The 23,872-nt window shown below is 57.0% G+C and carries 26 protein-coding genes; all 26 read right to left on the reverse strand.

Translation table 11 applies throughout. From position 1 onward, the window contains the following. Positions 1-32: 32 nt before the first annotated feature. The 26 genes from F8N21_RS21640 to F8N21_RS21765 all read right to left on the reverse strand — a co-directional run bounded on the left by F8N21_RS21640 (position 33) and on the right by F8N21_RS21765 (position 23,849). The gene (locus tag F8N21_RS21640) at positions 33-1,181 is read right to left on the reverse strand and encodes a thiolase family protein (RefSeq protein WP_191624372.1); all 1,149 of its coding nucleotides are present in this window, start codon (positions 1,179-1,181) and stop codon (positions 33-35) included. Next, positions 1,181-1,633: a Zn-ribbon domain-containing OB-fold protein gene (locus tag F8N21_RS21645; protein WP_150644049.1), complete on the reverse strand. Its 453-nt coding sequence runs from the start codon at positions 1,631-1,633 to the stop codon at positions 1,181-1,183. The genes F8N21_RS21640 and F8N21_RS21645 overlap by 1 nt, the downstream gene beginning before the upstream one ends. A 100-nt stretch (positions 1,634-1,733) precedes the next feature. After that, positions 1,734-2,444 carry a TetR/AcrR family transcriptional regulator gene (locus tag F8N21_RS21650; protein WP_150644050.1) on the reverse strand — a complete coding sequence of 237 codons (711 nt, stop codon included), beginning with the start codon at positions 2,442-2,444 and terminating at the stop codon, positions 1,734-1,736. A gap of 125 nt (positions 2,445-2,569) precedes the next feature. Continuing rightward, a complete protein-coding gene (locus F8N21_RS21655) occupies positions 2,570-3,367 on the reverse strand; it encodes an SDR family NAD(P)-dependent oxidoreductase (protein WP_150644051.1) in 798 nt (265 codons plus the stop codon). Positions 3,368-3,388: 21 nt separating this feature from the next. Then, positions 3,389-4,153: a 2-oxo acid dehydrogenase subunit E2 gene (locus F8N21_RS21660; RefSeq protein ID WP_150644052.1), complete on the reverse strand. Its 765-nt coding sequence runs from the start codon at positions 4,151-4,153 to the stop codon at positions 3,389-3,391. Beyond that, positions 4,153-4,383 carry a biotin/lipoyl-containing protein gene (locus F8N21_RS21665; protein ID WP_150644053.1) on the reverse strand — a complete coding sequence of 77 codons (231 nt, stop codon included), beginning with the start codon at positions 4,381-4,383 and terminating at the stop codon, positions 4,153-4,155. Before F8N21_RS21665 ends, F8N21_RS21660 begins: the two co-directional genes overlap by 1 nt. A 19-nt stretch (positions 4,384-4,402) precedes the next feature. Beyond that, positions 4,403-5,398, reverse strand: a complete 996-nt coding sequence (locus tag F8N21_RS21670; RefSeq protein ID WP_224788265.1) for an alpha-ketoacid dehydrogenase subunit beta — start codon at positions 5,396-5,398, stop codon at positions 4,403-4,405. Further along, on the reverse strand, positions 5,395-6,381 hold the full coding sequence (locus F8N21_RS21675) for a thiamine pyrophosphate-dependent dehydrogenase E1 component subunit alpha (protein WP_150644054.1): 987 nt from the start codon (positions 6,379-6,381) through the stop codon (positions 5,395-5,397). Before F8N21_RS21675 ends, F8N21_RS21670 begins: the two co-directional genes overlap by 4 nt. A gap of 184 nt (positions 6,382-6,565) precedes the next feature. Continuing rightward, positions 6,566-7,003 (reverse strand): VOC family protein, encoded by a 438-nt coding sequence (locus F8N21_RS21680; RefSeq protein WP_150644055.1) that lies wholly within the window; start codon positions 7,001-7,003, stop codon positions 6,566-6,568. 51 nt (positions 7,004-7,054) lie between these two features. Continuing rightward, positions 7,055-7,801 (reverse strand): SDR family oxidoreductase, encoded by a 747-nt coding sequence (locus F8N21_RS21685; protein ID WP_150644056.1) that lies wholly within the window; start codon positions 7,799-7,801, stop codon positions 7,055-7,057. A gap of 73 nt (positions 7,802-7,874) precedes the next feature. Then, entirely contained in the window at positions 7,875-8,201 is a 327-nt protein-coding gene (locus F8N21_RS21690) for a putative quinol monooxygenase (protein ID WP_150644057.1), read from the reverse strand. A gap of 72 nt (positions 8,202-8,273) precedes the next feature. Then, the gene (locus F8N21_RS21695; RefSeq protein ID WP_150644058.1) at positions 8,274-9,587 is read right to left on the reverse strand and encodes an aromatic ring-hydroxylating oxygenase subunit alpha; all 1,314 of its coding nucleotides are present in this window, start codon (positions 9,585-9,587) and stop codon (positions 8,274-8,276) included. Positions 9,588-9,672: 85 nt separating this feature from the next. Continuing rightward, positions 9,673-10,200, reverse strand: a complete 528-nt coding sequence (locus F8N21_RS21700; RefSeq protein WP_150644059.1) for a nuclear transport factor 2 family protein — start codon at positions 10,198-10,200, stop codon at positions 9,673-9,675. A 2-nt stretch (positions 10,201-10,202) separates the two neighbouring features. Continuing rightward, entirely contained in the window at positions 10,203-10,730 is a 528-nt protein-coding gene (locus F8N21_RS21705) for a nuclear transport factor 2 family protein (protein ID WP_150644060.1), read from the reverse strand. Between the two features lie 142 nt (positions 10,731-10,872). Continuing rightward, positions 10,873-12,324 carry an FAD-dependent oxidoreductase gene (locus F8N21_RS21710; protein WP_150644061.1) on the reverse strand — a complete coding sequence of 484 codons (1,452 nt, stop codon included), beginning with the start codon at positions 12,322-12,324 and terminating at the stop codon, positions 10,873-10,875. A 31-nt stretch (positions 12,325-12,355) separates the two neighbouring features. Then, positions 12,356-13,363 (reverse strand): NADP-dependent oxidoreductase, encoded by a 1,008-nt coding sequence (locus F8N21_RS21715; protein ID WP_150644062.1) that lies wholly within the window; start codon positions 13,361-13,363, stop codon positions 12,356-12,358. Positions 13,364-13,376: 13 nt separating this feature from the next. Further along, positions 13,377-14,963, reverse strand: a complete 1,587-nt coding sequence (locus F8N21_RS21720) for an SRPBCC family protein (RefSeq protein WP_150644063.1) — start codon at positions 14,961-14,963, stop codon at positions 13,377-13,379. An 82-nt stretch (positions 14,964-15,045) separates the two neighbouring features. Continuing rightward, the gene (locus F8N21_RS21725) at positions 15,046-15,813 is read right to left on the reverse strand and encodes an SDR family NAD(P)-dependent oxidoreductase (protein WP_150644064.1); all 768 of its coding nucleotides are present in this window, start codon (positions 15,811-15,813) and stop codon (positions 15,046-15,048) included. Between the two features lie 4 nt (positions 15,814-15,817). Continuing rightward, a complete protein-coding gene (locus F8N21_RS21730; protein WP_224788266.1) occupies positions 15,818-16,891 on the reverse strand; it encodes an NADP-dependent oxidoreductase in 1,074 nt (357 codons plus the stop codon). A gap of 49 nt (positions 16,892-16,940) precedes the next feature. Continuing rightward, positions 16,941-17,174, reverse strand: coding sequence for an SDR family NAD(P)-dependent oxidoreductase (locus tag F8N21_RS21735; protein ID WP_150644066.1), 234 nt, complete (start codon positions 17,172-17,174; stop codon positions 16,941-16,943). A gap of 11 nt (positions 17,175-17,185) precedes the next feature. Next, positions 17,186-17,800, reverse strand: a complete 615-nt coding sequence (locus F8N21_RS21740; protein ID WP_150644067.1) for a glutathione S-transferase family protein — start codon at positions 17,798-17,800, stop codon at positions 17,186-17,188. Between the two features lie 25 nt (positions 17,801-17,825). Beyond that, positions 17,826-18,584, reverse strand: a complete 759-nt coding sequence (locus tag F8N21_RS21745; RefSeq protein WP_150644068.1) for an SDR family NAD(P)-dependent oxidoreductase — start codon at positions 18,582-18,584, stop codon at positions 17,826-17,828. A 63-nt stretch (positions 18,585-18,647) separates the two neighbouring features. After that, positions 18,648-19,430 (reverse strand): ThuA domain-containing protein, encoded by a 783-nt coding sequence (locus F8N21_RS21750; protein ID WP_150644069.1) that lies wholly within the window; start codon positions 19,428-19,430, stop codon positions 18,648-18,650. A gap of 9 nt (positions 19,431-19,439) precedes the next feature. Next, positions 19,440-20,240 (reverse strand): SDR family NAD(P)-dependent oxidoreductase, encoded by an 801-nt coding sequence (locus F8N21_RS21755; protein ID WP_150644070.1) that lies wholly within the window; start codon positions 20,238-20,240, stop codon positions 19,440-19,442. Next, complete coding sequence (locus tag F8N21_RS21760; protein ID WP_150644071.1) at positions 20,240-22,702, reverse strand: efflux RND transporter permease subunit; 2,463 nt, start codon at positions 22,700-22,702, stop codon at positions 20,240-20,242. The genes F8N21_RS21755 and F8N21_RS21760 overlap by 1 nt, the downstream gene beginning before the upstream one ends. After that, positions 22,686-23,849, reverse strand: a complete 1,164-nt coding sequence (locus tag F8N21_RS21765; RefSeq protein WP_150644072.1) for a YCF48-related protein — start codon at positions 23,847-23,849, stop codon at positions 22,686-22,688. The genes F8N21_RS21760 and F8N21_RS21765 overlap by 17 nt, the downstream gene beginning before the upstream one ends. Positions 23,850-23,872 lie beyond the last annotated feature (23 nt).

The raw sequence follows: 23,872 nt of genomic DNA on the forward strand, positions 1-23,872 counted from the left end.
CTTATTCTTATTCAGACTGTGTACCGGAGCGCCTACGGCGCTTCGAGAATGGTCACCGCACTTACGCCAGGTGCTCCGTAGACATGGGTGTAACCCAAACGTGGTTTACCTGGTACCTGACGCGCGCCGGCCTGCTGACGTAGCTGGGTACAGACTTCAATGACCTGACGCAGACCAGAAGCGCCGACCGGTTCGCCATTGGCCAGGCAACCGCCATCGGTATTGACCGGCAGGCGACCGCCGATATCAGTGGCGCCGTTGCGCAAGAGCAGCACCTGCTCGCCGTGTTCGCAAAACCCGTTTTCGGCAAGGTGAATAATCTCCGAGCCACTGTCAGTGTCCTGTAGCTGGATCACGTCGATATCTTCAGGCCCCACACCTGCCATCTCGTAAGCGGCCTGCGAGGCAGTGACCGTGGGTGCCGGCGCCTGGCGCGTGGCAAGTCCTGGGCTGAATACCTCAAACGAACCATGGTGGCGTGTACGCATAACCGCCGCACGGACGATGATTGGCCGATTGCTGTACTTGTGCGCTTCGCTTGCACGGCATAGCACTAGCGCTGCACCGCCCTCTGCGGGGTTGCAGAACATGTATTTGCGCAATGGCAAATTAACCGGCATCGACTCGGCAATTTCTGCGTAGCTCAGCTCGCGACGGCGCCAGGCTTGTGGATTAAGTGCGCCATTACGGAAGGCTCGCTGCGCTGTAAGCACCAGCGACTCCTCGGGGATGTTGTGATCGTGCATGTAGCGCTGGGTTTTCAGGGCAAAAAACTGAGTCGTCAGCATCAGGCCTGTTTCACCGTACCAGTCCTCCAGCCCCCATTCGGCGGGCTGCGGATTAAAGGCACCGCGAGGGTGCTTGTCAAAACCAACGGCTACACCGATTTCGGCCATGCCAGAGCCAATCGCCGCGACCACACTCGCCAAGGCGCTGCCGCCGGTGGCGCAGCCGTTGGCCACATTAACGAAGGGAATCGCGCTCAGTCCCAGATGATTGGCCAGTGCATCGGCATTGCCAGCATCCTGGCTGCCGCCGTAAGCCACGCCGACCTGCTCCCAGCCAATGCCGGCATCGCGCAGCGCCTCACGCACGGCAAAGGCACCCTGCGCTTGGCCGGACAGGCCATCGGTGCGACCGAAGGGGTGCATGCCGATGCCGATGATCGCAATATCTTCCATCACAAAGCTCCCGTCGTTACAGGGGTAAAAGCAAAGGTATGCAACGCTCGCCCGTCGGCCTGCTGGCCATAGCGGACCAGGCATAGTGACATTGGCATGCCAATCGCCAGCTCCGCCGGATCGGCCGTGGTCAATCGGCTCTCGACCTTGACCCCACTGGGCATCTCGACGTAACCGACGCCATAAGGTTGGAAGTCACCTTCTCGCTCACCACTGTTGTACGGCGACTTCGGCATAAAAGCCTGCACCGTCCAGGACCATAGGTGTCCCTTGTTGCCAATATCGAACGAGGCAAGCTCGGTGCAGCAACAGGCGGTGCAACTAACGGCCTTGGGAAAGTACACCTCGCCGCACTCTCGGCATTGGCTGCCCAATAGGCTGAGGGAAGACTCATCCTGCCTCAGCAGGTGAGCCACTGGCAGATGAGGGGCAAGATCAGTGGGAGCGGTCATTATTCAAGCCTATTTCAAACCAACGAGATTGTTTTTTATACACCTAAAAAAAGCACTCAACAAGCGGCACACTCACATTCTGCATGGCTTTTGCGGTGACTCAGGTTTCGATCCTGCTGCCCAGGATGTTGTAGGCTTCGCGGAACTCATTTATCGCGGTTTTGGCAAGCAGTTCATGCAACCGGTCCAGTCGATCACCCACCAGGTACGGTGATGGATTAAGCGCTACGCTCTGCAGCGTGTGCATGATCAGGTCGCGCAGGACCTCGCCAGTTTCACGCAGTTCGACTTCCGCCCACACAGGGAAGCGGGTCACCATACTGACGGAGATACGCTCATCAAGAGACTGCTCCAGTGGCGCCATCACCTGATACAGTTCGGCATCTGTACGGGCACCGCGAAGCAATTCGTGAAAAGCCAGAAAAGACGGCTGCATGAAATAGTCCTGCAGCACCTTGAGGGTCTGCAGCATGCTCGCAGGGGTCGGAAAACTGCCGGCCGACATCGTCACATCCTGGATCGCCGCATCGTATTCCAACACACGGATATCGGTGATGTGCGCTGCTGCAGCCGCGAACACATCCGCGCGCGACTTGAAGTGATGAGTCATTGCTCCGCGCGAAACACCCGCCTGCTTGGCAATCTTTTCAGTGGTGGTTTGGGTGTAACCAATATCCACCAGGCAGCGTAGCGCTGCATCGAGAATATGCAGGCGCATCAGGTGGCTTTTTTCCGCTTGCCAGCCACCATTTTCAGCCTTGAACCGCCGCGCGGGTCGGGCCAGTTTGCTCACTCTCTCATCAACGGACATATACTCACCTTTTGGTTTTATCTACCAAAGCGACGTAAACCGTAGATATTGGTTGATTTTATGCTTTCGCATCACGCAAAACAAACAAACAAACAATTTTTTAATCAAACTCTATCGAGTATCACTCAAGACAAACGAATTGAATGCCCGCTGTCCACCGTCACCACCGAGCCGCTCATGTAAGAAGACGCCTCGCTCGCCAACAACAGCAACGGACCATCCAGTTCTTCGTGGCGGCCGAGGCGCTTGGGTGGCAAACCGGCGATTTCCCGTTTGCCATCCTCTGACTCATAGAAGGGATTGGTCATCTCGCTGGGGAAAAAACCCGGGGCGATGGCATTGACCCGAATCGAGTGTTGCATCAGATCCAAAGCCATGTACTGCGTCATGTGAATCAGCGCTGCCTTGGTCGTACCATAATTGAGGAAACAGTGTCTGGCCAAATGCCCCAAAATCGAGGCGATATTAATGATAGTGCCTGGCTGCCCCGCCGCTATCAGGCGCCTGGCCATTTCTTGAGCGACGAAAAAAGGCCCCGACAAGTTGGCGTCCAGCAATGATGTCCACTGGTTGCGGGTCATCTCCTCGAAGGGCGCCGGGTCGGACAAACCGGCATTATTGATCAACACATCAATCTTGCCGAAATGCCGCTCGGCCACATCGTAGGCAAGCTTGATCGAGGCGCAATCGGTGACATCCATGACGCAGGCTACGGCCTCGCCACCCTTCTCGCGAATAGCGCCAGCTACTGCTTCAACCCGATCAAGGCGACGGGCCACACAGACTACTTTAGCGCCAGCTTCCGACAGCACTGCCGCGAAATGCGCGCCCAGCCCCGAACCGGCACCCGTGACCAGTGCCACTCGGCCCTGGAGAGAAAAGCGCGACTGAACACTTCGGCTATTATTGTTGTTTGTTGTCATGGTCTTACTCCAGACGCCTGCTCATACCAACTGTGTAGGATCGGCAAGTTGCGCCGCAAGAAAACGGCAGAAACGCGCGGCATCTGCACCATTGATAACCCGATGGTCATAACTCAACGACAGAGGCAGCAGGTGCTTGACCTCAACCCGACCTGCGACCATCACCAGTCGCTCAAACTCACTGGTAATGCCCAAAATCGCCAGTTCGGGTGCGTTGATAATCGGCGTAAAGCCCGTACCTCCGATCGCCCCCAGGGAACTGATGGTCATGCTGCCACCGGACATTTCACTGATGGGCAAACCCTTGTCGCGAGCACGCTGAGCCTTATCCGCCAATTCGGCGGCCAGCTCAGCGATGGACTTGCGGTCGGCATCGCGGATCACCGGCACCAGCAAGCCCTGAGGCGTTTCAACGGCAACACCGATGTGGAAATACTTTTTCAGCACCAATTGCTTGCCGCTCGGTGCCAGGGACGCGTTGAACTGCGGAAATGCCTTCAACGCATTGACCAGCGCCTTGATAAGGAAAGGCAACGGTGTCAGCTTGCGGCCAAGCGCCTCAGCCTGTTGTCGGCGATGTTCATGCAGAGCGTCGACAAAGGCCTCATCGTGATGCGTCACGTGAGGGATCTGCGCCCAGTTACGGCCGAGAAAAGCCCCGGCATAGAGCTGATTACGTGACAAGTCCAGACTTTCTACCGCGCCAAACTGGCTGAAATCGATCACCGGCATGGGCGGCAAGTTCGCCGGCCATGCAGGCGCCAAGGATTTAGTCTGATCAGTCATCAGCCCAACTCCCCGATCACAGTACCCACGTCGTAACTTTCCCCGGCTTCCTTGAGGATGCGCAGTACCCCGTTGGCGGGCGCCTCAATTTCCTGCAGCGACTTTTCGCTTTCAATGCAGTACAGCGGGTCGCCTTTATTCACCTCGGCACCATCATCAACCATCCACTCGACCAGTACGGCTTCGTTAACGGAAAAACCTAGTTTTGGCAGAATAATTTGAGTCGTCATTATCGGAGCCCGTCCTTTTTTATTTGAGTACGTTGAGAATGGCGGCGGTGATTCGTTCTTTGGTCGGAATGAAGGCGTCTTCCAACGCCTTGGAGAACGGTACCGGCGAGCGCGCCGCACCGACCCGACCGACCGGAGCCTTCAACTCGTGGAACAAATCCGCATGCAGGCGAGTGGCAATCTCAGCCCCTACACCGAAGTCGACCTGAGCCTCGTGGGCAATCACCGCTCGGCCAGTCTTGCGTACCGATTCGAGCAGTGTTGGCATATCCAACGGGGAGATAGTGCGCAAATCGATGACCTCCACCGAAATGCCCTGCTTTTCCAGATCCCTGGCCACGGCCTGCACTTCAACCATGGTGCGGCTGTAACTGATGACGGTGACGTCGGTACCTTCGCGCACGACCTTGGCCTTGCCCAGCGGCACCCTCTCACCCGGTACAGGTGCTTCACCCTGGGTGAAGTACAGCGGCAGGCTCTCGATGAATAGACAAGGGTCATCGTCAAAGATGCAGGACAACAGCAAACCGTAGGCATCCGCTGGATTGGACGGCGCTACCACCTTCATCCCGGCGGTATGGGCAAACCAGGCCTCCAGATAATCAGCGTGCTGACCACCCGTACCGAACCCGGCGCCGGTAGCGGTTCGGATGGTCAACGGCACGTGAGTCTGACCTCCCGTCATAAAGCGCAGTTTGGCCGCATGGTTGACCACCTGATCCATGGCGACGGTCATGAAGTTCATCAACATGATCTCCGCCACCGGACGCATTCCGCCAAGCGCGGCACCAACGGCAGCGCCCATGATCGCCTGTTCGGCGATCGGCGTGGAACGCACCCGCTCGGTGCCAAAGGCGTCGGACAGCCCGGCAGTGCACTTGAACACGCCGCCGCCCTGCGGGTCGGCTACATCCTCACCGAGTACCACCACCGATGTATCGATTTCCATTGCATGGTGCAGGGCCATTGCAATGGCTTGGGACATATTCATGCGCTTGGCTTTAACGGCAGTCATGGGCGGACCTCCTCGGCATAGACGTCCCGGCTCAATTCGGACACGTCGGGATAGGGACTGGCCAGACCGAACTCGACTGCATCTTCGAAGTCGTCGGCATTGGTCTTTTCAATAGTGCTGAGTTGCGCATCGCTGGCATGCCCCTGCTCGATCAGCCAAGAGCGATAGGCCGGCATTGGATCGGCGGCGATGGCCGCCGCCATTTCGGCCTTATCGATATAATGGCTGTCGTCACCCAGCAGGTGGCCACGAAAACGGAAAGTCTTGGCCTCCAGCAACGTCGGGCCCAACCCTGAGCGCGCCCGGTCGATGGCCTCACGTGCCGCCCCCCACATCTCCAGCGCGTTGTTACCGTTGCACTGGATGCCGTGCATGCCGTAGGCGATGGCGCGGTCGACAATGGCGCGTGCACCGGTGCCGTATTCATATTTGGTGTGCTCGGCATAGCCGTTGTTCTGGCAGACGAATACCACTGGCAACTTCCACACCGAAGCCAGATTCAGCGCCTCGTGGAAAGCACCAATATTTGTCGCGCCATCACCGAAGTTGCACACCGTAACCTGGCCGCTCTTCTTCAGTTGCGAAGCCCAGGCCAGGCCATTGGCGATCGGCAAACCCGACCCCACCACACCCGTAGTCACTGGCAAGCCGGAGGCCAGGTGAGTGATATGCATCGGCCCACCCTTACCTTTACAAGTACCCGTGGCACGTCCCATGAACTCGGCAACGAAGGGCCGCAACGGAATGCCCTTGGCCAGCTGGTCATGAATACCGCGGTAGGTGGTAATCACGTAGTCGTCGGCGTTCAGGTTCACCGAAATGGCCGACGGAATGATTTCCTGACCGCGAGTGGAGTAATAAGGCGAGGCAATCTGCCCGGCCTTGATCAACTCGATAAAGCGATCGTCAGCCGTCTTGATCAAGTTGGCTCTGCGGTAGATATCCAGCAACACCGCGCAATCCGGAGATTTGGCCTCAGCCATAGTGACCTCTTATTAGTCGTGACTTGTTGTAGTGGAAAGCCGGCCCGCAAATAGGCCATGGGGGACAATCTAAAACAAAACTATAAAAAAACCAACAGGGAAGTTTGTTTTTATTAAATTAAATTATTCACGAACCGAAACTATCCGTGCAATCACGCTGGATCCGGAAAACAGTACAGCCGGCTCAGGGGTTTAAAATTTCCTGCAACTCGAAGACGTTGCCATCGGGATCACGGCCATAGGTCGCCCTGGACACACCAAAGTCCTGGGGCGGGCAATGGAACCGCACTCCCGCTGCCAGCAGCCGCTGATAGACCTTATCGATGCCTTGTACATCGATGCATATGTGAGTGAAGCCGTACTTATGCACCGGGCGCTCGGTGGTCAAAGGCTCAGCCTTGGGCAAGCTGAACTCGAACAGTTCCAAACAGAGATTTGGCCCCTTGAGCATTACCGTGGTGGCGGCGCTGTCATCCAACCCCAGCACTCGATTGATCATGCCGGTGCCAGCGGGCCAGGACGTACGGCTCAGCTCTTCAAAACCCAGTAAATCACGGTAGAAGCTCAGCAGGCGTGACAGATCAGGCGTCGAAATAGCGACGTGATGCAAACCTTGAATCATGGGAGGCGTCCTGATAAAAGCCCCAAAAACCGAGTTCTGGGGCATACGGGCTTACTTGATGGTTTCCGCGTTATCGATAACCAACTGCGAGCCGTTGACGTAGCGTGACTCGTCCGAGGCAAGGAACAGCACCATATTGGCCACATCAATCGGTTGGCCCTGGCCATTGCTCTGCACCTGCATGAGCGCCCCGCTCCCCTGGTCAATCTCGCTAACTGCCGCAGCTGTCATTGGCGTTTCGTGCGCCCCGGGCAGGATCGCGTTGCAGCGGATGTTGTAGCCTTTATCACGGCAGTGGATGGCGACACTGCGGGTCAGAGAAAGGATCGCGCCCTTGGCGGCTGAATAAGCGACGATCTCGCCGATGCCCTTGATCGCACCGATCGAGGAGATGTTGATAATCGAGCCTGCGCCACTGGTTTTCATCGCCGCAATTGCATACTTGCAGCCGAGAAAGGTGCCCTCGGACATAATCGAGTTGACGAAGCGGTACTTCTCCAGACTGGTCTGTTCGACGTCAGCAAACACCACTACGCCGGCATTATTGACCAGTACATCGAGACGACCGAAATGCTTGACCGTCTCGGCGATCACTTCCTGCCAGCGCTGCTCGTCACGCACGTCATGCACTAGAAACAGCGCGCCCGGAATACCGGCTGCAACATCCCTACCCAGCGCCTCGTTGATATCAGTGAGCACCACATGAGCACCCTCTGCCGCCAACAATCGGGCATCGGCAGCCCCCAGACCAGAAGCAGCACCCGTAATTAAAACGACCTTACCAGCCACACGTCCCATCGCTTTTTCTCCTGAATGCAGCGCCCTTGCCCTTGGCATTGAGGGGCCGCAATTGTGCATAGATCGCCGTGACTCAGGCGCTGATTACTGGCGGCTCGACAGTGCCGATCGCGGACACTGAATACTTGCGCACATCCAGGTCGAGCAGCTTGATGTCTGCGGTCGTCCTCAGGAACGCGGTGATGTGCTTCGATTGCAGATGCCGTGAGAGCGCGGCATCCGATTGCCACTCCTCGCTGATCCACACAACGTTAGGGATCTGGATGTCGCGGGCAAAGGCATACAGACGGCAGCCGGGCTCGGCACGCGTCCCAATGATGGCGACCTCGGCGGCTTGCAGGTATTCCTCGATGCGCGAAGGCTCGATTTCGAGGCGCGCAGTAATGGCGATGATGGTCATGCAGAAATTCCTTACGGGTTATTGTTTTAGGAACTGCGCGACGACCGCCATGAGCGGTCGCCATAACGAGTCTCAGATGCGGCCAGCAATGTAATCGTTGATCACTTCGTGGTAGCGCCGCACACGCGATTCCTGCTCGGCCAGGTAAGAGTCGCTATAGCCACGCGAATGGAGGCCACGCTGCTGAGCAATCGCCACGCTCAGGTCCTGATCAGCGACAAAACCCATGGATCTTTCGCCGTGCTTGAACACCTCATGCGCTGCCGGCTTGAGCGGTAGCATGCCAATTGGCGTGCCGACTTCTGTCTCGCCAGTGGCAGGGCGCACGAAATACCAGTGATCGAACAGGCATTTCTCTGGATCGGTCGGGTGCGGCATCGGCCGCAAAATCTGGTAGGACTCGGCAGCCATGGTGAAGGACATATTGGGGAACAGGGTGTAGTGGTGATAATCGCTCAGCTGATCATCCGTCAGGTTGTCGTACTGGCTATAGCCACGCTCCTTGCCCAGGGCGCGCTTCTGCTTTTGCATCGCCAGACGGACATCGCCCGCACGGCCATCGAACTCCTCAGGCTTGAGCCCCCAGCTGCGCATGATGTCGTCCAGCGGTGCCTGCACCTTCTTCGCCTTGCCGCTGCCAGAAGGCAGCGAGCCCTTCATCAGCATTCGGCTGTGGCCGTTGCGATACACCTCGAAGGTGGTGTTGTGGTAGGAATCATCAATGTGGGTGGCCAGCTCACGGTGCAGCGCCGTGACATGATAAGCCTCGCTGAAGTTGTCCTGGATGACCTTCCAGTTGCAGTTCACTTCACTGGTGAGGTGCATCACCCGAACCGTTTTGTCCATCTCGTAAACTTCCAGCTGATCGGCAACCACACCCAGTGAGTCGCGTAACGCTGGAGCATTCGGGAACATGTTGAACCACACCAGGCCACCAAAGGTTTCACAGCGCAGCTCTTTCAAATGCAACTTGCCGACCGGGTTTCCCTGGGGAAAGTTTTCCGAGTCCTTGGCAATCAACAGGCTGCCGTTAAGGCCATAACACCAACTGTGGTAACCGCACACCAGCCGCTTGACCTTCGTCTCTTCGCAGTTGACCAAGCGATTGCCACGGTGCTGGCAGACATTGTAATAAGCACGGATGTTGCCTTCATCATCGCGCAACATGAGGATTGATTCGGTGCCGATTTGCGCGGTGATCACGCAGCCCGGTTCGGGCAACTGGGCCAACGTACCGCCGACATGCCACGTGCGGGACCACATCTGGTCCCACTCCTTTTGCATGAATTCTTTTGAGTAGTAGCGGTCTCCGGTAATCGGATCACCGCGCAAAAAATCATCGTCTACCAAGGCTTGCTGAGTGAGCTCAACCAGAGAGGATTTCATGTATTTCTCCTGTCTATTACCGCGACAGCCGCGGCTCTTCTTGTTGCTTGGCGCAGAGCTGATCGAGTGCCGGAAGCACGTCAGTTCACGGCACTAACTTGAGTTGATACGCCAGGTCTTCGCGACCACGGCAGCCCCGCTGCTGGTAGGCGGCAAACACCCCATCGGTTCTACCGCTGTAGGGCCAGCAGGCATTCCAATCCATCACCAGATCACGCGAGTACATACGCCATACACCGTCGCGTTTTTCCCATACATCCAAATAGCGCATGTTGTCCGGGCAATTGATCAACGTGCCGTCCGGCATCCGCGCGGCGGCATTGCCGAGCATGTAGGACTCGGCCAGGGCGCGGTTTTCGTCTAACAGCTGGATATCGATGGTGGCAACACGGTGCCAGCCCATCACCAGGTTTTCCTCGATAAAGGGGATGTCGTAATCACAGAACTCCCAGGCGTTACCATCAAAGATGCCAAACTTGACCACGCCATCTTGATGGAAGGTCGACTTCAGCAACGCCAAGTCGCAACGATCCACGGCCTGGCAGTATCGTGCCATCTGATCCAGAATTTGCTGATGGTCTGCAACTGCATGAATCCGTTGGCTAAGGCTCATGTTTATTGCCCCAGCAGTGCGTAAACCGGGTCAGACTGGTCACGTTTGCCGCGCAAGGTAATCAAGCCGAACAAACCTTCATCCCAGACCGTGGTGGTAGGTTGCGTCATGTTCCAGTCGTGGACGAATACACGTTTGGCAATTTTCCATTGCCCATCTTCCTGGCGATAGCTATCAAGGTAGCGACCCCCAATCAGGCGATCGACCTTCTTGCCCTCTTCGATCACCGTGCTGATGTTGATCATGTAAACCTCGCCAATGGCGGTGCTGCCAGTCACCTCGAAGTACTCATTGGAAATGGAAGTAAAGCTGCGTTCCAACGCCTCATCCGGGGTAGTCACGGCAACTACGAAGCCCTTGGCCGAGCCTTGGTGCGCGCCACAGTCAACCCTTGCATCATCGGTCCACAAAGACACCATCAAGCAGCGATCCATGCGGTCAAGCGCACGGGCAAAGCGAGCATTAAGCGAATGCAGGGCCTGCTTCGCCTCGACCTGCTCGAGAATTTCCTGATCAGACTTAGAGTTCATTTTGCCAACCTTATTTTTGGATTTATGTGGGCTTTGCAGACGCCTGCCGGACTTAAGCAGCAAAAATCCGTGGCGAAATAACCATTTTCTGGGTAAGGGGAAAGCTACCTTCAGTAACAAAACAAGTCAAACTGTTTTTATTTCATAGATCCGGCAATTGACCCTGACTGGCGTGACGCCCCGCCACACGACCAAAGAACGATCCAGGTCCCAGACTCATACCGCTGGCATAGGTCTTGCCACTCTGCGGAATATGAGCGCTGCAGGCTCCCGCCGCGTAAAGCCCGGGGATCACCCGGCCATGAGTATTAATGACCTGGGCGTGGCGGTTGGTTTGCAACCCGCCGAGCGTCATGAACAGGTAGATCGACTTGTTGAACGAGATATCGAAAGCTGCAAATGGCCCCTGATCGAGCGGTTTCAGCCAGTCTGGATGTTTGTGAAATAAACGGTCCTCACCCGCTTGGGCGTCGCTGTTGTATTGCTCCACCGTGCTCACCAAAGCACCCTTGGGCAAGTTGAGGCCGACCTCCATCTCTTCGACGCTGTCCCAGCCATCAATCAATGCGTGCTGTGCCGACGTAATCTCCGGATAGGCAAAGATTTCAGCGTCAAGGATCAGGTAGGCCGTCTGATCCGGCTGCTCCATCACGTAAGAAGCGGTACGGCCGTGGTACGAGTCCTCGGCGACAAAACGCTCGCCATTGCGGTTCACCAGGATGCCCTTGATGAGCTGCCCCGGCGGGTAAATGGACGCGGTAGCAATGATCCCTCCCATCGCCAGGGTCGCTGCCCCTGCCCCCAGACCTAGCTCGATACCAGCCCCGTCATTGCTTGGAATACCAAGTGGCATGGCCGTCTCACTCATCAGCGGCACATTGCGCTGCACCATTTCATGGTTGAGGTTAAAACCACCCGAGGCGATCACTACGCCCTTACGCGCCCGCACACTGACCTGCCGGCCGTCGTGCCGAGCGATGACACCGACAACCCGCCCATCGTCATCCTGAATCAGCTCGCGCACAGCGCAGTCATTCAAAGCAGGAACACCTTCATCCTCGCAGCGTGCAAGAATCGCTTTCATCGCTTCGGCTCCGGCGTTCTCGCCGATACCCGCCACTTTGTGTCCGCGAGGGGCCGGCCGTGCAATCACGTTATAGGGCCAAACCTTCTCATTACCGGTACTGAACAGACATTCGGTGGTATTGAGAAACACCGCCTTGCCCTTAAAGCTGGTGCGTTCAAAAGGCACGCCCAGTGATTCCAGCCAATCGAAATGCTCAACGCTACCGTCGCAGAAATCGCGTACCGCGCGCTTATCCTCGCACTCGGTGGAAGCAGAGAGAAACTTGTACATTTCGTCGGCGTCATCTTCATAACCGCAGGCCTGCTGCACCTGCGTACCGCCACCCAGATAAAAAATACCCGAGGATGTCGCACTGGCACCGCCACCACCGCTGGCGCGCTCCAGCACCAGCACGCCAGCACCTGCCCGTGTGGCCTCCAGTGCCGCGCAGGCACCGGCAATGCCGTAGCCGACGATAACCACATCAGCCTGGTGATCCCACTGACCCGTATGCTCAGACAGTTTCATATGGATACCTTCTCAATAGCGTTGAAAACGACTACACGCGCACCAGCAACTTGCCGGTGTTGCGCCCGTCGAATAGATAGTTAAAGGCATCCAGGCTGTTCTCAAGCCCGTCAACAATCTGCTCACGAAAGCTGATCTGCCCGGACTGCAGCCACTCGCGCATCTGCGCTATTCCTTCGGGGAAACGCCCTAGATAATCGCGGATCAGAAAACCCTCGAAGCGAGCGCTGCGGGCAAGTATCTGCCACAGGTTGTAAGGCCCCGGCACTGGCATTTGGCTGTTGTAGCTGGCAATCGCCCCGCAGAAAACAATGCGGGCACGGTCGTTGATGGTCAGCAGCGCCGCATCCAGCATCTCTCCACCGACGTTGTCGAAATAAATGTCTACACCAGCCGGGCAAGCCTCACGAATTGACTCGAGCAGGTTGTCGGTACTGCGGTAATTGATCGCGGCATCAAAGCCTAACTCGTCGACAATCCAGCGGCACTTGTCGTCGCTGCCGGCAATGCCCACCACCCGGCAGCCCTTTATCCTCGCGATCTGCCCGACGAGCGAGCCGACCGCGCCAGCCGCGGCGCTGACCAGCACCGTCTCACCTCTCTGCGGCAGGCCAACTTCGAGCAGCGCAAAATAGGCGGTCAGGCCGACGGCGCCGAAAATGCTCAAATAGTGCTGTTCTGCATCGCCTGCGACCAGCTCGACTCGGCCCAGAGCAGCGCCATCGGCCAACGAGTAGTCTTCCCAACCATTGAGCCCCAGGGCCAGGTCACCTGCTTTAAATGACGGATGGCGGCTCTCCACCACTTCACCCAGCGTGGTGCTGCGTACCACCTCACCGAGGGTGATCGGTGGCAGGTAGCTGAGGCGATCCGACATCCAATCGCGAATGGCTGGATCAATCGACAGATAGCGATTGCGCAACAGCACCTGCCCTTCAGCCAGCAACGGCAAAGGCTGCAGCTCAAGCGGGACATCCTGCTGGGTCGCCATTCCACAGGGGCGGCTGCGCAAGATCAGGCGGCGGTTCATGGTGCTCATGGAGTTTCCCTGTTCAAGACAGCAGACCGATATCGCCCTGATTGTGCAGGGTCAGCAGTTCGCGGCGGATGATCCGCCAGCCCGCCGGACGTTTTTCCAGCTGATCGCGGTATTCGCCCCAGAGGGTCTGCAGCTCGCCCGCGTGCTCACCGATGCCCACATGGATGGCCTGCAAATAGCTGCGCGCCGTGGCCTGCTGGCCACTGATTTTGACCCGAACATTACTGAGCATGTGCTGGGTGGTGGCGCAGCGCGCAAGGACCGTCTCAATCATCGTGGCAATCGCCTGCGCGCCCTGAAATTCGCCAATACCGGGATAGAGTGCCCGCGAGTCTGGCTCGAATACCTGCTCGAGCAGTGCCAGGTTGCGGTGGTCAATGGCGCAGGCGTACTGCTGCAGCAAGGCTTCGATTTCGGCTTCGTCGCTGGCGATAACCTCTGGCACCGGAGCCTGATTCAGGTAATGGTCAATCCAGCGGTGGAACTCCTGGTTACCCACCTCGTTGCGGCCAAAGGTGACGTGTTTGAAAGCACCGCTGGCCAACCCCTTCTGAATCTTCAGACCCAGACTGTAGTCTTCGGTATCGACCACCTCCTTGAGCCAGTCCATCATGGTCTCGTTACTCTCCCGCTGTTCATCGCTCTGCGGCGCCTGACGTTTGATAAAGTGCAATACGGTGCGGTTCTCACCGACCGTTGGCCCCGGAATCAGCTGGGCGATCTGGGTAATTTCCGGAGCGACGAAGATCGACACATTGGGGAACAGGGTGCGCACGTAGTCATACCCATTGTTCTCGTGCAGGTGCAGTTGTTCAGGATTCAGGTCGCCCAGCTTGGCCTGCATGTCCTTTTGCGGGAAACCGATCAGTTGGTGCGGGCCGTAGAAGTGATAGGCCGCCATGTTGGAAAAGGTACGCTGATGGATGGTCTGCGCATGGGCTGCGGCAAAGTGGTAACCCTCCAGATAGCCGTCGTACGCAACCTTCCAGTTAGCCCCGAAAATTTCGCGATTGCCGCAGTAATGCCAGTCGGCAAAGCCCAGCTGCTCAAGATCCTCGATCATACCGCCGAGAAAACCCGCAAAGTCGACCTCAAGCCCTGGGGTAAGCACCACGAAGATCAACCCGGCACGCTCGTACACCGGCAGTTGGATCAAGCCCATGCTGCTCTTGTCGACGTCGCCGTAAGTGTCCTGGGCGGCGATGCGCAACAGGCTGCCGTCATTACCATAAACCCAGGCGTGATAGGGGCAGGCGAACTTGTCGCACTTACCGCTGCCCTCGGCGATCTTCATGGCGCGATGAGCACAGACATTGAGCATCGCCCGCACACTGCCGTCCTTCAAACGGGTCAGCAACAGCGGTACACCCAACAAATCCAGCGCTTTGTACTGCCCCGGCAGGGCAATTTCACCCGATACGGCGGCCAGGATCGGCAGGCGCTTGAAAATCAGTTCCATCTCCCGCTCCCACTGCTGCGGGTCGGTGTAAGAAGCCGCCGACACACGATGTATGTCTTCGGCCTCGTCGGTACTACGGGCCTGGACATGATTGAGCAAGCGGGCTGCAATACGGTTATGGATTTCTTTTTGTTGGTCCATGTTTTTTCTCCCTGAGGCCGGAGAAGGCGCAGCAAACCGGCCAGGCTTCAATATAAACAGATTTGAATGTTTTTACCTAGCGTCAAAAAACACTCATCCCGCCGTCGATGGTATAGAGCGAACTGGTGACATAGGAGGCCTCATCGGAAAACAGGAAGTTGATCAACGCCGCCACTTCTTCCGGCTCGCCATAGCGCCCGAGCGGGGTCGCGTCAGTATTGGCCGAGTGCACGGTAGCGGCCTGACCCGAGTCGCTCTCGATGCGTCGCATCATCTCGGTGTTGATCGTTCCGGGCAGCACCGCATTGACGCGAACGCCCGCCGTGGCTGCCTCGGCTGCAGCCGTGCGGGTCAAGCCTATGACCGCATGCTTGGACATGATGTACGGCGAAAGTGTAGGTCCCGAGGAGATCCCGGCCAGCGAAGACATGTTGACGATTGAGCCCTTACCTTGGCGTTTCATCACCGGCAGCACGTATTTGAGCCCCATGAACACGCCGCGCACATTCACCGCATAGACCTTGTCAAACATCTCCACCGACTGATCTTCGATCAGTGCTGGCGAACCCTCTATGCCGGCATTATTGCCGAAGTAATCGATACGGCCGAAACGCGCTACAGCTTGTTCGACGTAATTGCGCACATCGGCTTCCTGAGAAACATCGGCTGTCACCAGCAACGAATCACTCGCTGTCAGCCCCAGATCCTGTGCCAGGCGTCGCAGTGCAGCGTGGTCGCGATCAACCAGTACCACGCGACAGCCACGCGCATTCAGGCGTTTGGCCAAAGCCGCTCCAATGCCGCCTGCGGCGCCGGTAATAACGGCAACCGGGATAACTTGAATATTCATCAGTTCACTCCTCGGCTTCGAGACATAAATCGCTGAATAGGGGGGCAGGGTTGCGTTCATCACGTAACCTGACCATCAGCTTCCCCTTGTTCTCACCGGTAAATAACCGGGAAAACGCTTCGACGGTATGTTCAAGACCTTCGACTATGTCTTCGGCAAACGTTAGCTGACCATCGCGCAGCCAGGCACTGATCTGCTCCAGCGCCTGGGGAAACTGGTCAAGGAAGTCGATCGACAGGAAGCCGCGCACCGTGGCGCTCTTGGCAAGGATCTGCCAATAATTGTAAGGACCAGGTATCGCTGTCTCGGTGTTGTAGTTGGCAATGGCCCCACAGAAGATCACCCGAGCGAACTTGTTCAGATTGAGTAGCGTCGCATCGAGGATCTCGCCTCCTACGTTATCAAAGAAGATGTCAACGCCTTGAGGGCAAGTCTTGCCGATTGCAGCACTGAGATCGCCGCAGGTTTTGTAATTGATTGCGGCGTCAAAACCGAGTTCCTCGACGATCCAGCGGCACTTCTCGTCAGTACCGGCCATGCCGACCACCCGACAGCCCTTGATCCTGGCGATCTGCCCGGCCAACGAACCGCAGGCACCGGCAGCGGCACTGATCAACGCAGTTTCACCGGGTTGCGGCTTACCGATTTCCAGCACGCCAAAATAAGGTGTCAGGCCCACAGCGCTGAAAATACTCACGTGATAGTTCAGTGGAAAGCCATTATCGGTGCTGACCTTATAAATCTGCTCTGCCCCCACCACGCTGAAATCTTCCCAGGCATTGCAGGCAATCCCCACCACATGATCGCCCACCCGAAAATCCGGGTGGCGACTCTCGATGATCCGCCCCAAGGTCGAGCCACGAATGGCCTCGCCCAGAGCAATCGGAACAAAGTAGTTGGCCTTCTCGCTCATCCAGCCACGAATGGCCGGGTCCATTGACAGGTAGAGGTTCTCTATAAGCACCTGGCCCTGCGCAGGGCAGCGGACGGGCACTTCGCGTTGGTGAATATGGTCAGAGGTCGGAATGCCCGACGGTCGAGCATGCAGGTACAGCTGGCGATTGCGCAATGTGTTCACAGCGAATCCTTTTTTATTATCGTGGCGCAAGCGCCCATTAAGAGCAGACCTATTGGGCGGTCCAGCCGCCGTCAACGGTGACCAGGCTGCCATGCATAAACGACCGCCCTGAACGCTGCCCGGCCCCTTCAGCCTCGATCAGCGCTAAGCTACGCTGGCCCTGCTCGGCACTAATATCCGCGAGCATCACGCAAGCCCCTGCGCGAGCGAAAGCCTGCGCTGTGGCTTCGCCGATGCCTGACGCGGCACCTGTTACCAGCACCACTTTGTCTTTGAACTGCATGATCCGCTTCCTTAGCTTTTTGCGCTTACACGCGACTCCATGGCAGCTTGCCAGCGAGCTAAATTGGCACAACGTCCCGCATCGAGTGACTGCCCAACCTGCGCACCAAACTCCAGGAAGCAGAACAGCAACAGGTCGACAACCGTCAGGCGTTCACCACAGATAAAGGCTTGAGCACCCAACTGAGCGTCCAGCCACGACAACCCTTCCTGAGTGGCCAGTTTGAATTCCTCCGCAGACGCGGGGTAACAGCGCACGCGTTGGCCGAACAATGCCAAACCTTCGGCCCCCCGAAACCCTGCGGTCATAGGCTGCACCACGGCCTGGTCGACACGCCGCCACCACATTCGCGTCTGCGCACGCAGCTCGAATGTGGTACCAATCAGAGCGGGCTGAGGGAAGCACTCCTCCAGGTACTCGCAGATTGCGGTGGTCTCGGACAGCACATGACCAGCGTCTATCTCCAGGGCGGGCGTGGTGCCGGTGGGGTTGAGCGCGAGGAAAGCCTCCTGTCGGTTATCACCGGCAATGATGTCAATATTCACTAACGGCAGTTGCAACCCCTTTTCCGCCGCGAACATCCGCACCAGCCGCGGGTTGGGCCCGATCGAACTATAGAGTTTCATCTCGTCGACTCCCTCGCTGACTCACTCAGAACTGCACGCGTTTGGTGTAGCCACCATCAATGATCAGGTTGCTGCCAGTGATGTAGGACGCCATGGGGCTGGACAAAAAGACCATTGAACGCGCGATGTCCTCTACCCTGCCGAAACGGCCCAGAGGCATTTCCGCCAGGGTTTTGTCGTACAGCTCAGGCATGGCTTCTTTGATTGCAGTCCAGTTGCCACCCGGATACTCGACCGGGCCAGGGCAGATCATATTGACCCGAATGTTCTTCGCCGCCCACAGCTGCGATAGCTGCTTACCATAGGTAATGATCGCCGCTTTAATGGCATTGAAAGCCTGCGGGTAGATGAAAGTTTCCACTGCAGCGGTGCTCGACATCAAGATCACCGAACCTGCCTGGCTGGCTGTCAGAGCCTCCTCCAGTGCCTGACAACCGGTCACCGCCCCCATCATGTCCAGGCGAAAGCTCATTTCCCAATCCATTGTGCCTTGGGCACCCGAAGAACTCGCGTTGTGGATGAAGATGTCGCAACCACCCAGACGCTCTACCGCCGATTTCAACCAAGCCTCGTAAGCCGCGCCATCGTTCATGTCAAAGGCGTCTGCGTAGACCCTGCCGCCGTAGGTCTCGAGCATCTTGACTGTGTCAGCGACACGCCCGGCATCACGGGAGAAGAATGCGATGTCGCAACCTTCCTGGGCATAAAGCTCCAGAGCGGCGCGGCCGATACCGCGGCTGCCGCCATTGATGATGACTTTTTTACCGCGCAGTCCGAGTTCCATAATCTTCTATTCCTCATCTTCATAAGTCGAATCGGAGCACGCTCAGCGACGCCCCGCGGTTCTTTAGTTAGCTGGTTGATCGAGGCGCGCGGCCCAGTGCAGGCCGCGGCGCAGCAATTGGTAAAAAGTTGGATGCTCCCAGGCGCAGCGATCGACCTGCGGCCAGAAGTCCATCAACGGACGCAAGTCGTAATGCCCACGGCAGTGCCCCAATGTCAGGTAGAGCACAGCGCCTTCGCCATGACGGCGCAGGTAGAGCACCGGGTGCCGTTCGGCTAGCCACTGGTCACGCACGAAACCGGGCGTCTCTCCCTCGAAGCGGGTTTCCAGGAGCACTTCGACATCGGCCGTCATGTCCATCAGGTATTGCTCGTCGTTCACCTCGAACGGCTCGATACCCTGCACCAGCGGATGCTCGGGCTTGGCCACTTCGACCCGAAATGGCGCGATGGGCGGATGCGCGGCAAACTGCGAACCCAAGGTCTGCATGAAGTGCGGCGCCCAGTTCGGGGTATCCACCTGACCGTTATCGAGGAAACGCAGGATCGAGTTGCTGCCGTGCAGCGCATACCAGCGCCCGCCCTGCTCCAGCCAGGAACGCAAAGCAACTTGCTGCTCGAGGCTGGGAATAACTTCGCAGGTATAGGTCACCAGGCAATCTGCGGCACAGATAGCCTCCAGGTTCGAGTAATCCTCAAATACCCGCACGCGAATACGCTGATTCTCGGCCAGCAGCTTGAGCAGCTCCAAGCGAGCGAAGTCGATGTCGTGGTACTTACCAGCAGCTATTAAAATACAATCAATTCTTCCTGTTTGTTTGCTCGCCAGTGCGTCTATTTGATCCATGAGTCATCCTCAGTCCGTGGCTTTTGCAGCCAGAGCTTTCTCTATTGCTGCGCCCACATCAACACTGGTCGGATTACCGCGCAGTAACAGCCCGCCATTGATTTGCAGGTTTTCACCACTCATAAAGCATTCGTCACTGGCCAGCCAGACTGCGCCAGCAGCAATATCACCTTTGGTACCAATGCGCCCAAGCGGGTAGCGGCCAACGAAACACTCGCGCACCCCTGGCGTGGCCATTGCCTCGGCGGTCATCGGCGTTTCGGTCAGGCCCGGGGAAATCGAGTTGGCACGGATACCGCGACTGCCGAATTCATTGGCGACACAGCGCACCACATGATCAATACCGGCTTTAGTTCCGATATAAGCCGCATAGTTTTCAATCACCGCCTGAGTGGTGGCTGAGCTGATCTGGATGATCGAGCCGCCGCGCTGCATCGCTTCGATCACAGCCTGAAAGAACAGGAAAGGTCCCTTGAACTGCAAGGCGGTGATTTTTTCCAGTTCGTCTTCAGTGGTCTCCAGAAAACCTTTGGTGAGGCCCCAACCTGCGGTGTTAACCGCCACATCCAGCGCACCACCCCATGCCAGGGTATGCGCGGTAAGAGCGGCCAAATCGGCTTTGCACGTGATGTCGCACTGGCGAAAAGTACCTTTGATCTCTTCAGCAAACCGTGACATTTCCTCGACATCACGCCCAGCAATCACCACACGGGCACCTTCACTGACAAAACGGCGAGCAATCTCCTGCCCCATATTGTCTCGATTATCGGCACCGACAATCAGTGCAACCTTATCTTGAAGTCTTTTCATCAGACAGCCTCCTCGTTAACCAGGTTAGCGCTGGATGAATCACTAGTTCTGCGCTGGGCGCGCTCGGACTCACCCTGAAGCAGGAAGTGTGAAAGTGCCGGCACTAGAATCAGGGCGCCGAGCATGTTCCAAATAAACATGAAGGTCAGCAGAATGCCCATATCGGCCTGGAACTTGATCGGTGACCAGACCCAGGTAACCACGCCTGCAGCCAGCGTCACGCCGACCAACGCGACCACCTTGCCAGTGGTTGCAAGTGCCTTTTTATAGGCAGCTGCCACTGGCATTCCGGCACGCTGAAACCCCAGCTGAATACTCAACAGATAGATCGCGTAATCAATGCCGATGCCCACCCCAAGCGCAACCACTGGCAGGGTCGCAACCTTGATACCAATGCCGAGATGGACCATCAGCGCTTCGGCAAGAATGGACGTGAGAATCAGCGGAACCAGGGCCACGATTACTGCACGCCAGCTGCGGAAAGTAATCAGGCACAGCAACGCAACGGCGGCATAGACATAGAGCAACATCTGCCGATTGGCTTCCTTGACCACGATGTTGGTGGCGGCATCCACGCCAGAGTTACCGGCGGCGAGCAAGAACTTACGATCCGCGGTATCGTTTTTCGCGGCAAAATCACTGGCGACCTTGACCACGCGTTCCAGAGTTGCTGCCTTGTGATCAGCCAGATAAGCCACCACTGGCGTGAGTGTGCAGCGTGTATTGAGGTACTCCGAGTTCCAGGACACCGCGTTGCCGATCTGGGCATCAATGATGCCTTGATTGTCGCTAATGGAGGACCATTTCGGATTACCCTCGAACATGCCTGCGGTGTAACCACGCACCGTATCGGCAAGCGAAGCGGTTCGCTGAACACCTGGGATCTGCGATAGTTCCCAACCCAAGCGGTCGACCTCGACCAGCGTCTCGTAAGAGCGGCAACCGTCCTCACCCGTTTTCACCATCACCGCGAACACATCGCTGGAGATGCTGTAGTGGGAAGTGATGAACCCATTGTCCAGGTTGTAGCGCGAATCAGCACGCAACTCGGGCGCCCCGGCATCCAGGTCGCCAACCTGCAGTTGCAACGAAGTCATGAAACCCCAGGCACCCAAGGCCAGGCCGATCACCAGGGCTGCGATAGCCCAGCGCCGCTCGGTAAAACGCTCAAGCGCCGCCCATACATGGCCAAAGCCGGAATAGTGCAGGTAATCCGCCTGCTCCACGGCCAGGCTGCGCTGCGCAGCCTTCGGTGAGACGCCAAAATAGGACAGCAGTACGGGAATGAGGATCAGGTTGGTTAAAATCAACACCCCTACCCCAATACTAGCGGTCAATGCCAGCTCGCGAATCACTGGAATATCAATGATCGTCAGCACCGCAAATCCGACCACGTCGGCCAACAATGCGGTCACCCCGGCGAGAAACAAACGACGGAACGTGTAGCGCGCAGCCACCAGACGATGGGTGCCGCGACCGATGTCCTGCATGATGCCATTCATTTTCTGCGCGCCGTGGCTAACGCCGATGGCAAACACCAGAAATGGAACCAGCATGGAAAACGGATCGAGGTTATAGCCCAACAAGGCAATCAGTCCAAGCTGCCAGATCACCGCAATCATCGAGCAACTCAACACCAGCAGCGTGCTGCGCATGCATCGGGTGTAAGCGTAGATAATGGCAAAAGCGATCAGCACCGCGGCCATGAAAAACAGCATCACCTTTTCCAGACCAACGATCAGATCACCGATCATCTTGGCAAAACCGATCACATAGATGTTGACCTTTGCCTGGTCACCCTCGCCATAACGTTGACGAATCTCCTCAATCGATTTAGACAGTTCTTGATAATTGACTGGCTTGCCTTCTGCATCCTTTGCCATTAAAGGCACGATAATCATGCTTGAGCGGTAGTCATGCGCGACCAGGCTGCCCACTGCATCCGCACGACCGATGTTGATCCGTAGATCCTCGATCGAGCGCGCGGAACCATCGTAATCATTGGGCAGCACCGGTCCGCCGGTGAAACCCTCTTCAGTGACTTCAGTCCAGCGAACCACCGAAGTGAAGATCGACTTCATCCACGGCCGATCAACGCCCTGCAGAATGAAGACTTCATCATTGATCTTGGCCAACTCGGCCAGATACTCGGCATTGAAAATATCGCCGTCCCTGGCCTCCACCACGATGCGAACCGAATCACCCAGTCCCCTTAGCTCACTGCGGTTTTCCAGGAAGTTTTTGATGTACTCCTGGCCATGCGGCAACATTTTTTCGTAGCTGGCAGCAATCTTCAGGTCCCGAAGTTGAAACCCGAGAAACAGCGTGATCAGCGCGCAAAGTCCAATGATCAGCAACCGTTGATTGAAGACTATCCGCTCAAGCCAGCTGCCGGAACGCCCATCAAAATCCTTCAGGTCCTTGATGACGTCCATTTTCGGTTCATTAATGATGGTAGCCATAGCCAGCTCCAAACAACGTAGACATCTGATCAGCCGCACTACCGACTAAGGCGCTCGGCTCCTGGGATTTGATAGCGGCCAACGCCATCACTTCAGGCTGCACACCCGCAGCGCCGACCAACGTCAAGCGACCATCAAGCCCCGCCACCAGACCAAAAATCGGCATCGATTTTTTAAGGGGGAATCGCTTGAAAGTCAGGCCTTCATCAGCACTCAACTCCAGCTCACCGGCCAGACTAGTCAGCAATAGATGACCTGTCGGTAAAAAGGTCCCGGCAGAAATCCCGGCCTGCGTATTGATTGGAATACGAACCCAGTTCGCACCGGCGTCGGTGGAGCGGAACACACTTCCACGCATGCCGAAGGCGACCAGCACTTTGCCGTTACTGGCGAAGCCGAACAATGTTCCGGCATAGTGGATGGGGATGGCCGCGAACGCTGACTGATCACGCCCCATGCGCCAGACCATGCCCTGTTCACCGGTGATATAGAGAGCCTGCGCGTCGGCGCTAATCGAATAAAAATGCAGCTCGTCAGGATTTTCTACCCGGTGTAACCAAGGCTCCCAGGTCTTGCCGCCATCGGTGGTTTTCAGAATTCGATTGAACAGTCCGGCCACAAACCCATTCTGCTCGTCGATGAAGTGCACTGCCATTAGCGCTTGAGTACCGCCATAACCAATGAGCGCCTGCTCCCGATCGATAAATAACTGCGCATTTTCCAGTGCGCCACCGCGGGTCTTATCCGTGTAGTAGTCCAGAATCAGGCGAGAGGTCTGATGTCCATCCAACTGACGTTCCCAGCTTAAACCTCCGTCTCGGCTATGCAGGACAATACCGCCATGGCCCACGGCCCAGCCTTGCTGCGCAGTAGGAAAAGAGACTGCTACTAAATCACTGCTCACAGGCACTTGAGCCTGCTTCCAACTGTGCCCACCATCATCAGAAACGGCGATATGGCCGCGCTGACCAACCACCACCGTATGCTCACCGGCCGAACTCACGGCTGCAAACGGGGTGGTGAGCATTTTCTCGCTCATTGCCGCTGGCACCTGCGTCGGGTCTTCAAACGCCTGGCCATTCCCGCACATCAATAGCAGGTTAATCAGCAAGAAGGTCCTGCAACCAGAAACACTAAAGACTCGCATCGAAACTCTCCTTACACGCAGCA

It is taken from the genome of Pseudomonas fluorescens, assembly GCF_902497895.1.
Classification (GTDB): Bacteria; Pseudomonadota; Gammaproteobacteria; order Pseudomonadales; family Pseudomonadaceae; genus Aquipseudomonas; species Aquipseudomonas fluorescens_BP.

Coding starts and splice junctions, on each gene's coding strand:
- F8N21_RS21640 (WP_191624372.1), bottom strand. CDS start 1,181: ATGGAAGATATTGCGATCATCGGCATCGGCATGCACCCCTTCGGTCGC.
- F8N21_RS21645 (WP_150644049.1), bottom strand. CDS start 1,633: ATGACCGCTCCCACTGATCTTGCCCCTCATCTGCCAGTGGCTCACCTG.
- F8N21_RS21650 (WP_150644050.1), bottom strand. CDS start 2,444: ATGTCCGTTGATGAGAGAGTGAGCAAACTGGCCCGACCCGCGCGGCGG.
- F8N21_RS21655 (WP_150644051.1), bottom strand. CDS start 3,367: ATGACAACAAACAACAATAATAGCCGAAGTGTTCAGTCGCGCTTTTCT.
- F8N21_RS21660 (WP_150644052.1), bottom strand. CDS start 4,153: ATGACTGATCAGACTAAATCCTTGGCGCCTGCATGGCCGGCGAACTTG.
- F8N21_RS21665 (WP_150644053.1), bottom strand. CDS start 4,383: ATGACGACTCAAATTATTCTGCCAAAACTAGGTTTTTCCGTTAACGAA.
- F8N21_RS21670 (WP_224788265.1), bottom strand. CDS start 5,398: ATGACTGCCGTTAAAGCCAAGCGCATGAATATGTCCCAAGCCATTGCA.
- F8N21_RS21675 (WP_150644054.1), bottom strand. CDS start 6,381: ATGGCTGAGGCCAAATCTCCGGATTGCGCGGTGTTGCTGGATATCTAC.
- F8N21_RS21680 (WP_150644055.1), bottom strand. CDS start 7,003: ATGATTCAAGGTTTGCATCACGTCGCTATTTCGACGCCTGATCTGTCA.
- F8N21_RS21685 (WP_150644056.1), bottom strand. CDS start 7,801: ATGGGACGTGTGGCTGGTAAGGTCGTTTTAATTACGGGTGCTGCTTCT.
- F8N21_RS21690 (WP_150644057.1), bottom strand. CDS start 8,201: ATGACCATCATCGCCATTACTGCGCGCCTCGAAATCGAGCCTTCGCGC.
- F8N21_RS21695 (WP_150644058.1), bottom strand. CDS start 9,587: ATGAAATCCTCTCTGGTTGAGCTCACTCAGCAAGCCTTGGTAGACGAT.
- F8N21_RS21700 (WP_150644059.1), bottom strand. CDS start 10,200: ATGAGCCTTAGCCAACGGATTCATGCAGTTGCAGACCATCAGCAAATT.
- F8N21_RS21705 (WP_150644060.1), bottom strand. CDS start 10,730: ATGAACTCTAAGTCTGATCAGGAAATTCTCGAGCAGGTCGAGGCGAAG.
- F8N21_RS21710 (WP_150644061.1), bottom strand. CDS start 12,324: ATGAAACTGTCTGAGCATACGGGTCAGTGGGATCACCAGGCTGATGTG.
- F8N21_RS21715 (WP_150644062.1), bottom strand. CDS start 13,363: ATGAGCACCATGAACCGCCGCCTGATCTTGCGCAGCCGCCCCTGTGGA.
- F8N21_RS21720 (WP_150644063.1), bottom strand. CDS start 14,963: ATGGACCAACAAAAAGAAATCCATAACCGTATTGCAGCCCGCTTGCTC.
- F8N21_RS21725 (WP_150644064.1), bottom strand. CDS start 15,813: ATGAATATTCAAGTTATCCCGGTTGCCGTTATTACCGGCGCCGCAGGC.
- F8N21_RS21735 (WP_150644066.1), bottom strand. CDS start 17,174: ATGCAGTTCAAAGACAAAGTGGTGCTGGTAACAGGTGCCGCGTCAGGC.
- F8N21_RS21740 (WP_150644067.1), bottom strand. CDS start 17,800: ATGAAACTCTATAGTTCGATCGGGCCCAACCCGCGGCTGGTGCGGATG.
- F8N21_RS21745 (WP_150644068.1), bottom strand. CDS start 18,584: ATGGAACTCGGACTGCGCGGTAAAAAAGTCATCATCAATGGCGGCAGC.
- F8N21_RS21750 (WP_150644069.1), bottom strand. CDS start 19,430: ATGGATCAAATAGACGCACTGGCGAGCAAACAAACAGGAAGAATTGAT.
- F8N21_RS21755 (WP_150644070.1), bottom strand. CDS start 20,240: ATGAAAAGACTTCAAGATAAGGTTGCACTGATTGTCGGTGCCGATAAT.
- F8N21_RS21760 (WP_150644071.1), bottom strand. CDS start 22,702: ATGGCTACCATCATTAATGAACCGAAAATGGACGTCATCAAGGACCTG.
- F8N21_RS21765 (WP_150644072.1), bottom strand. CDS start 23,849: ATGCGAGTCTTTAGTGTTTCTGGTTGCAGGACCTTCTTGCTGATTAAC.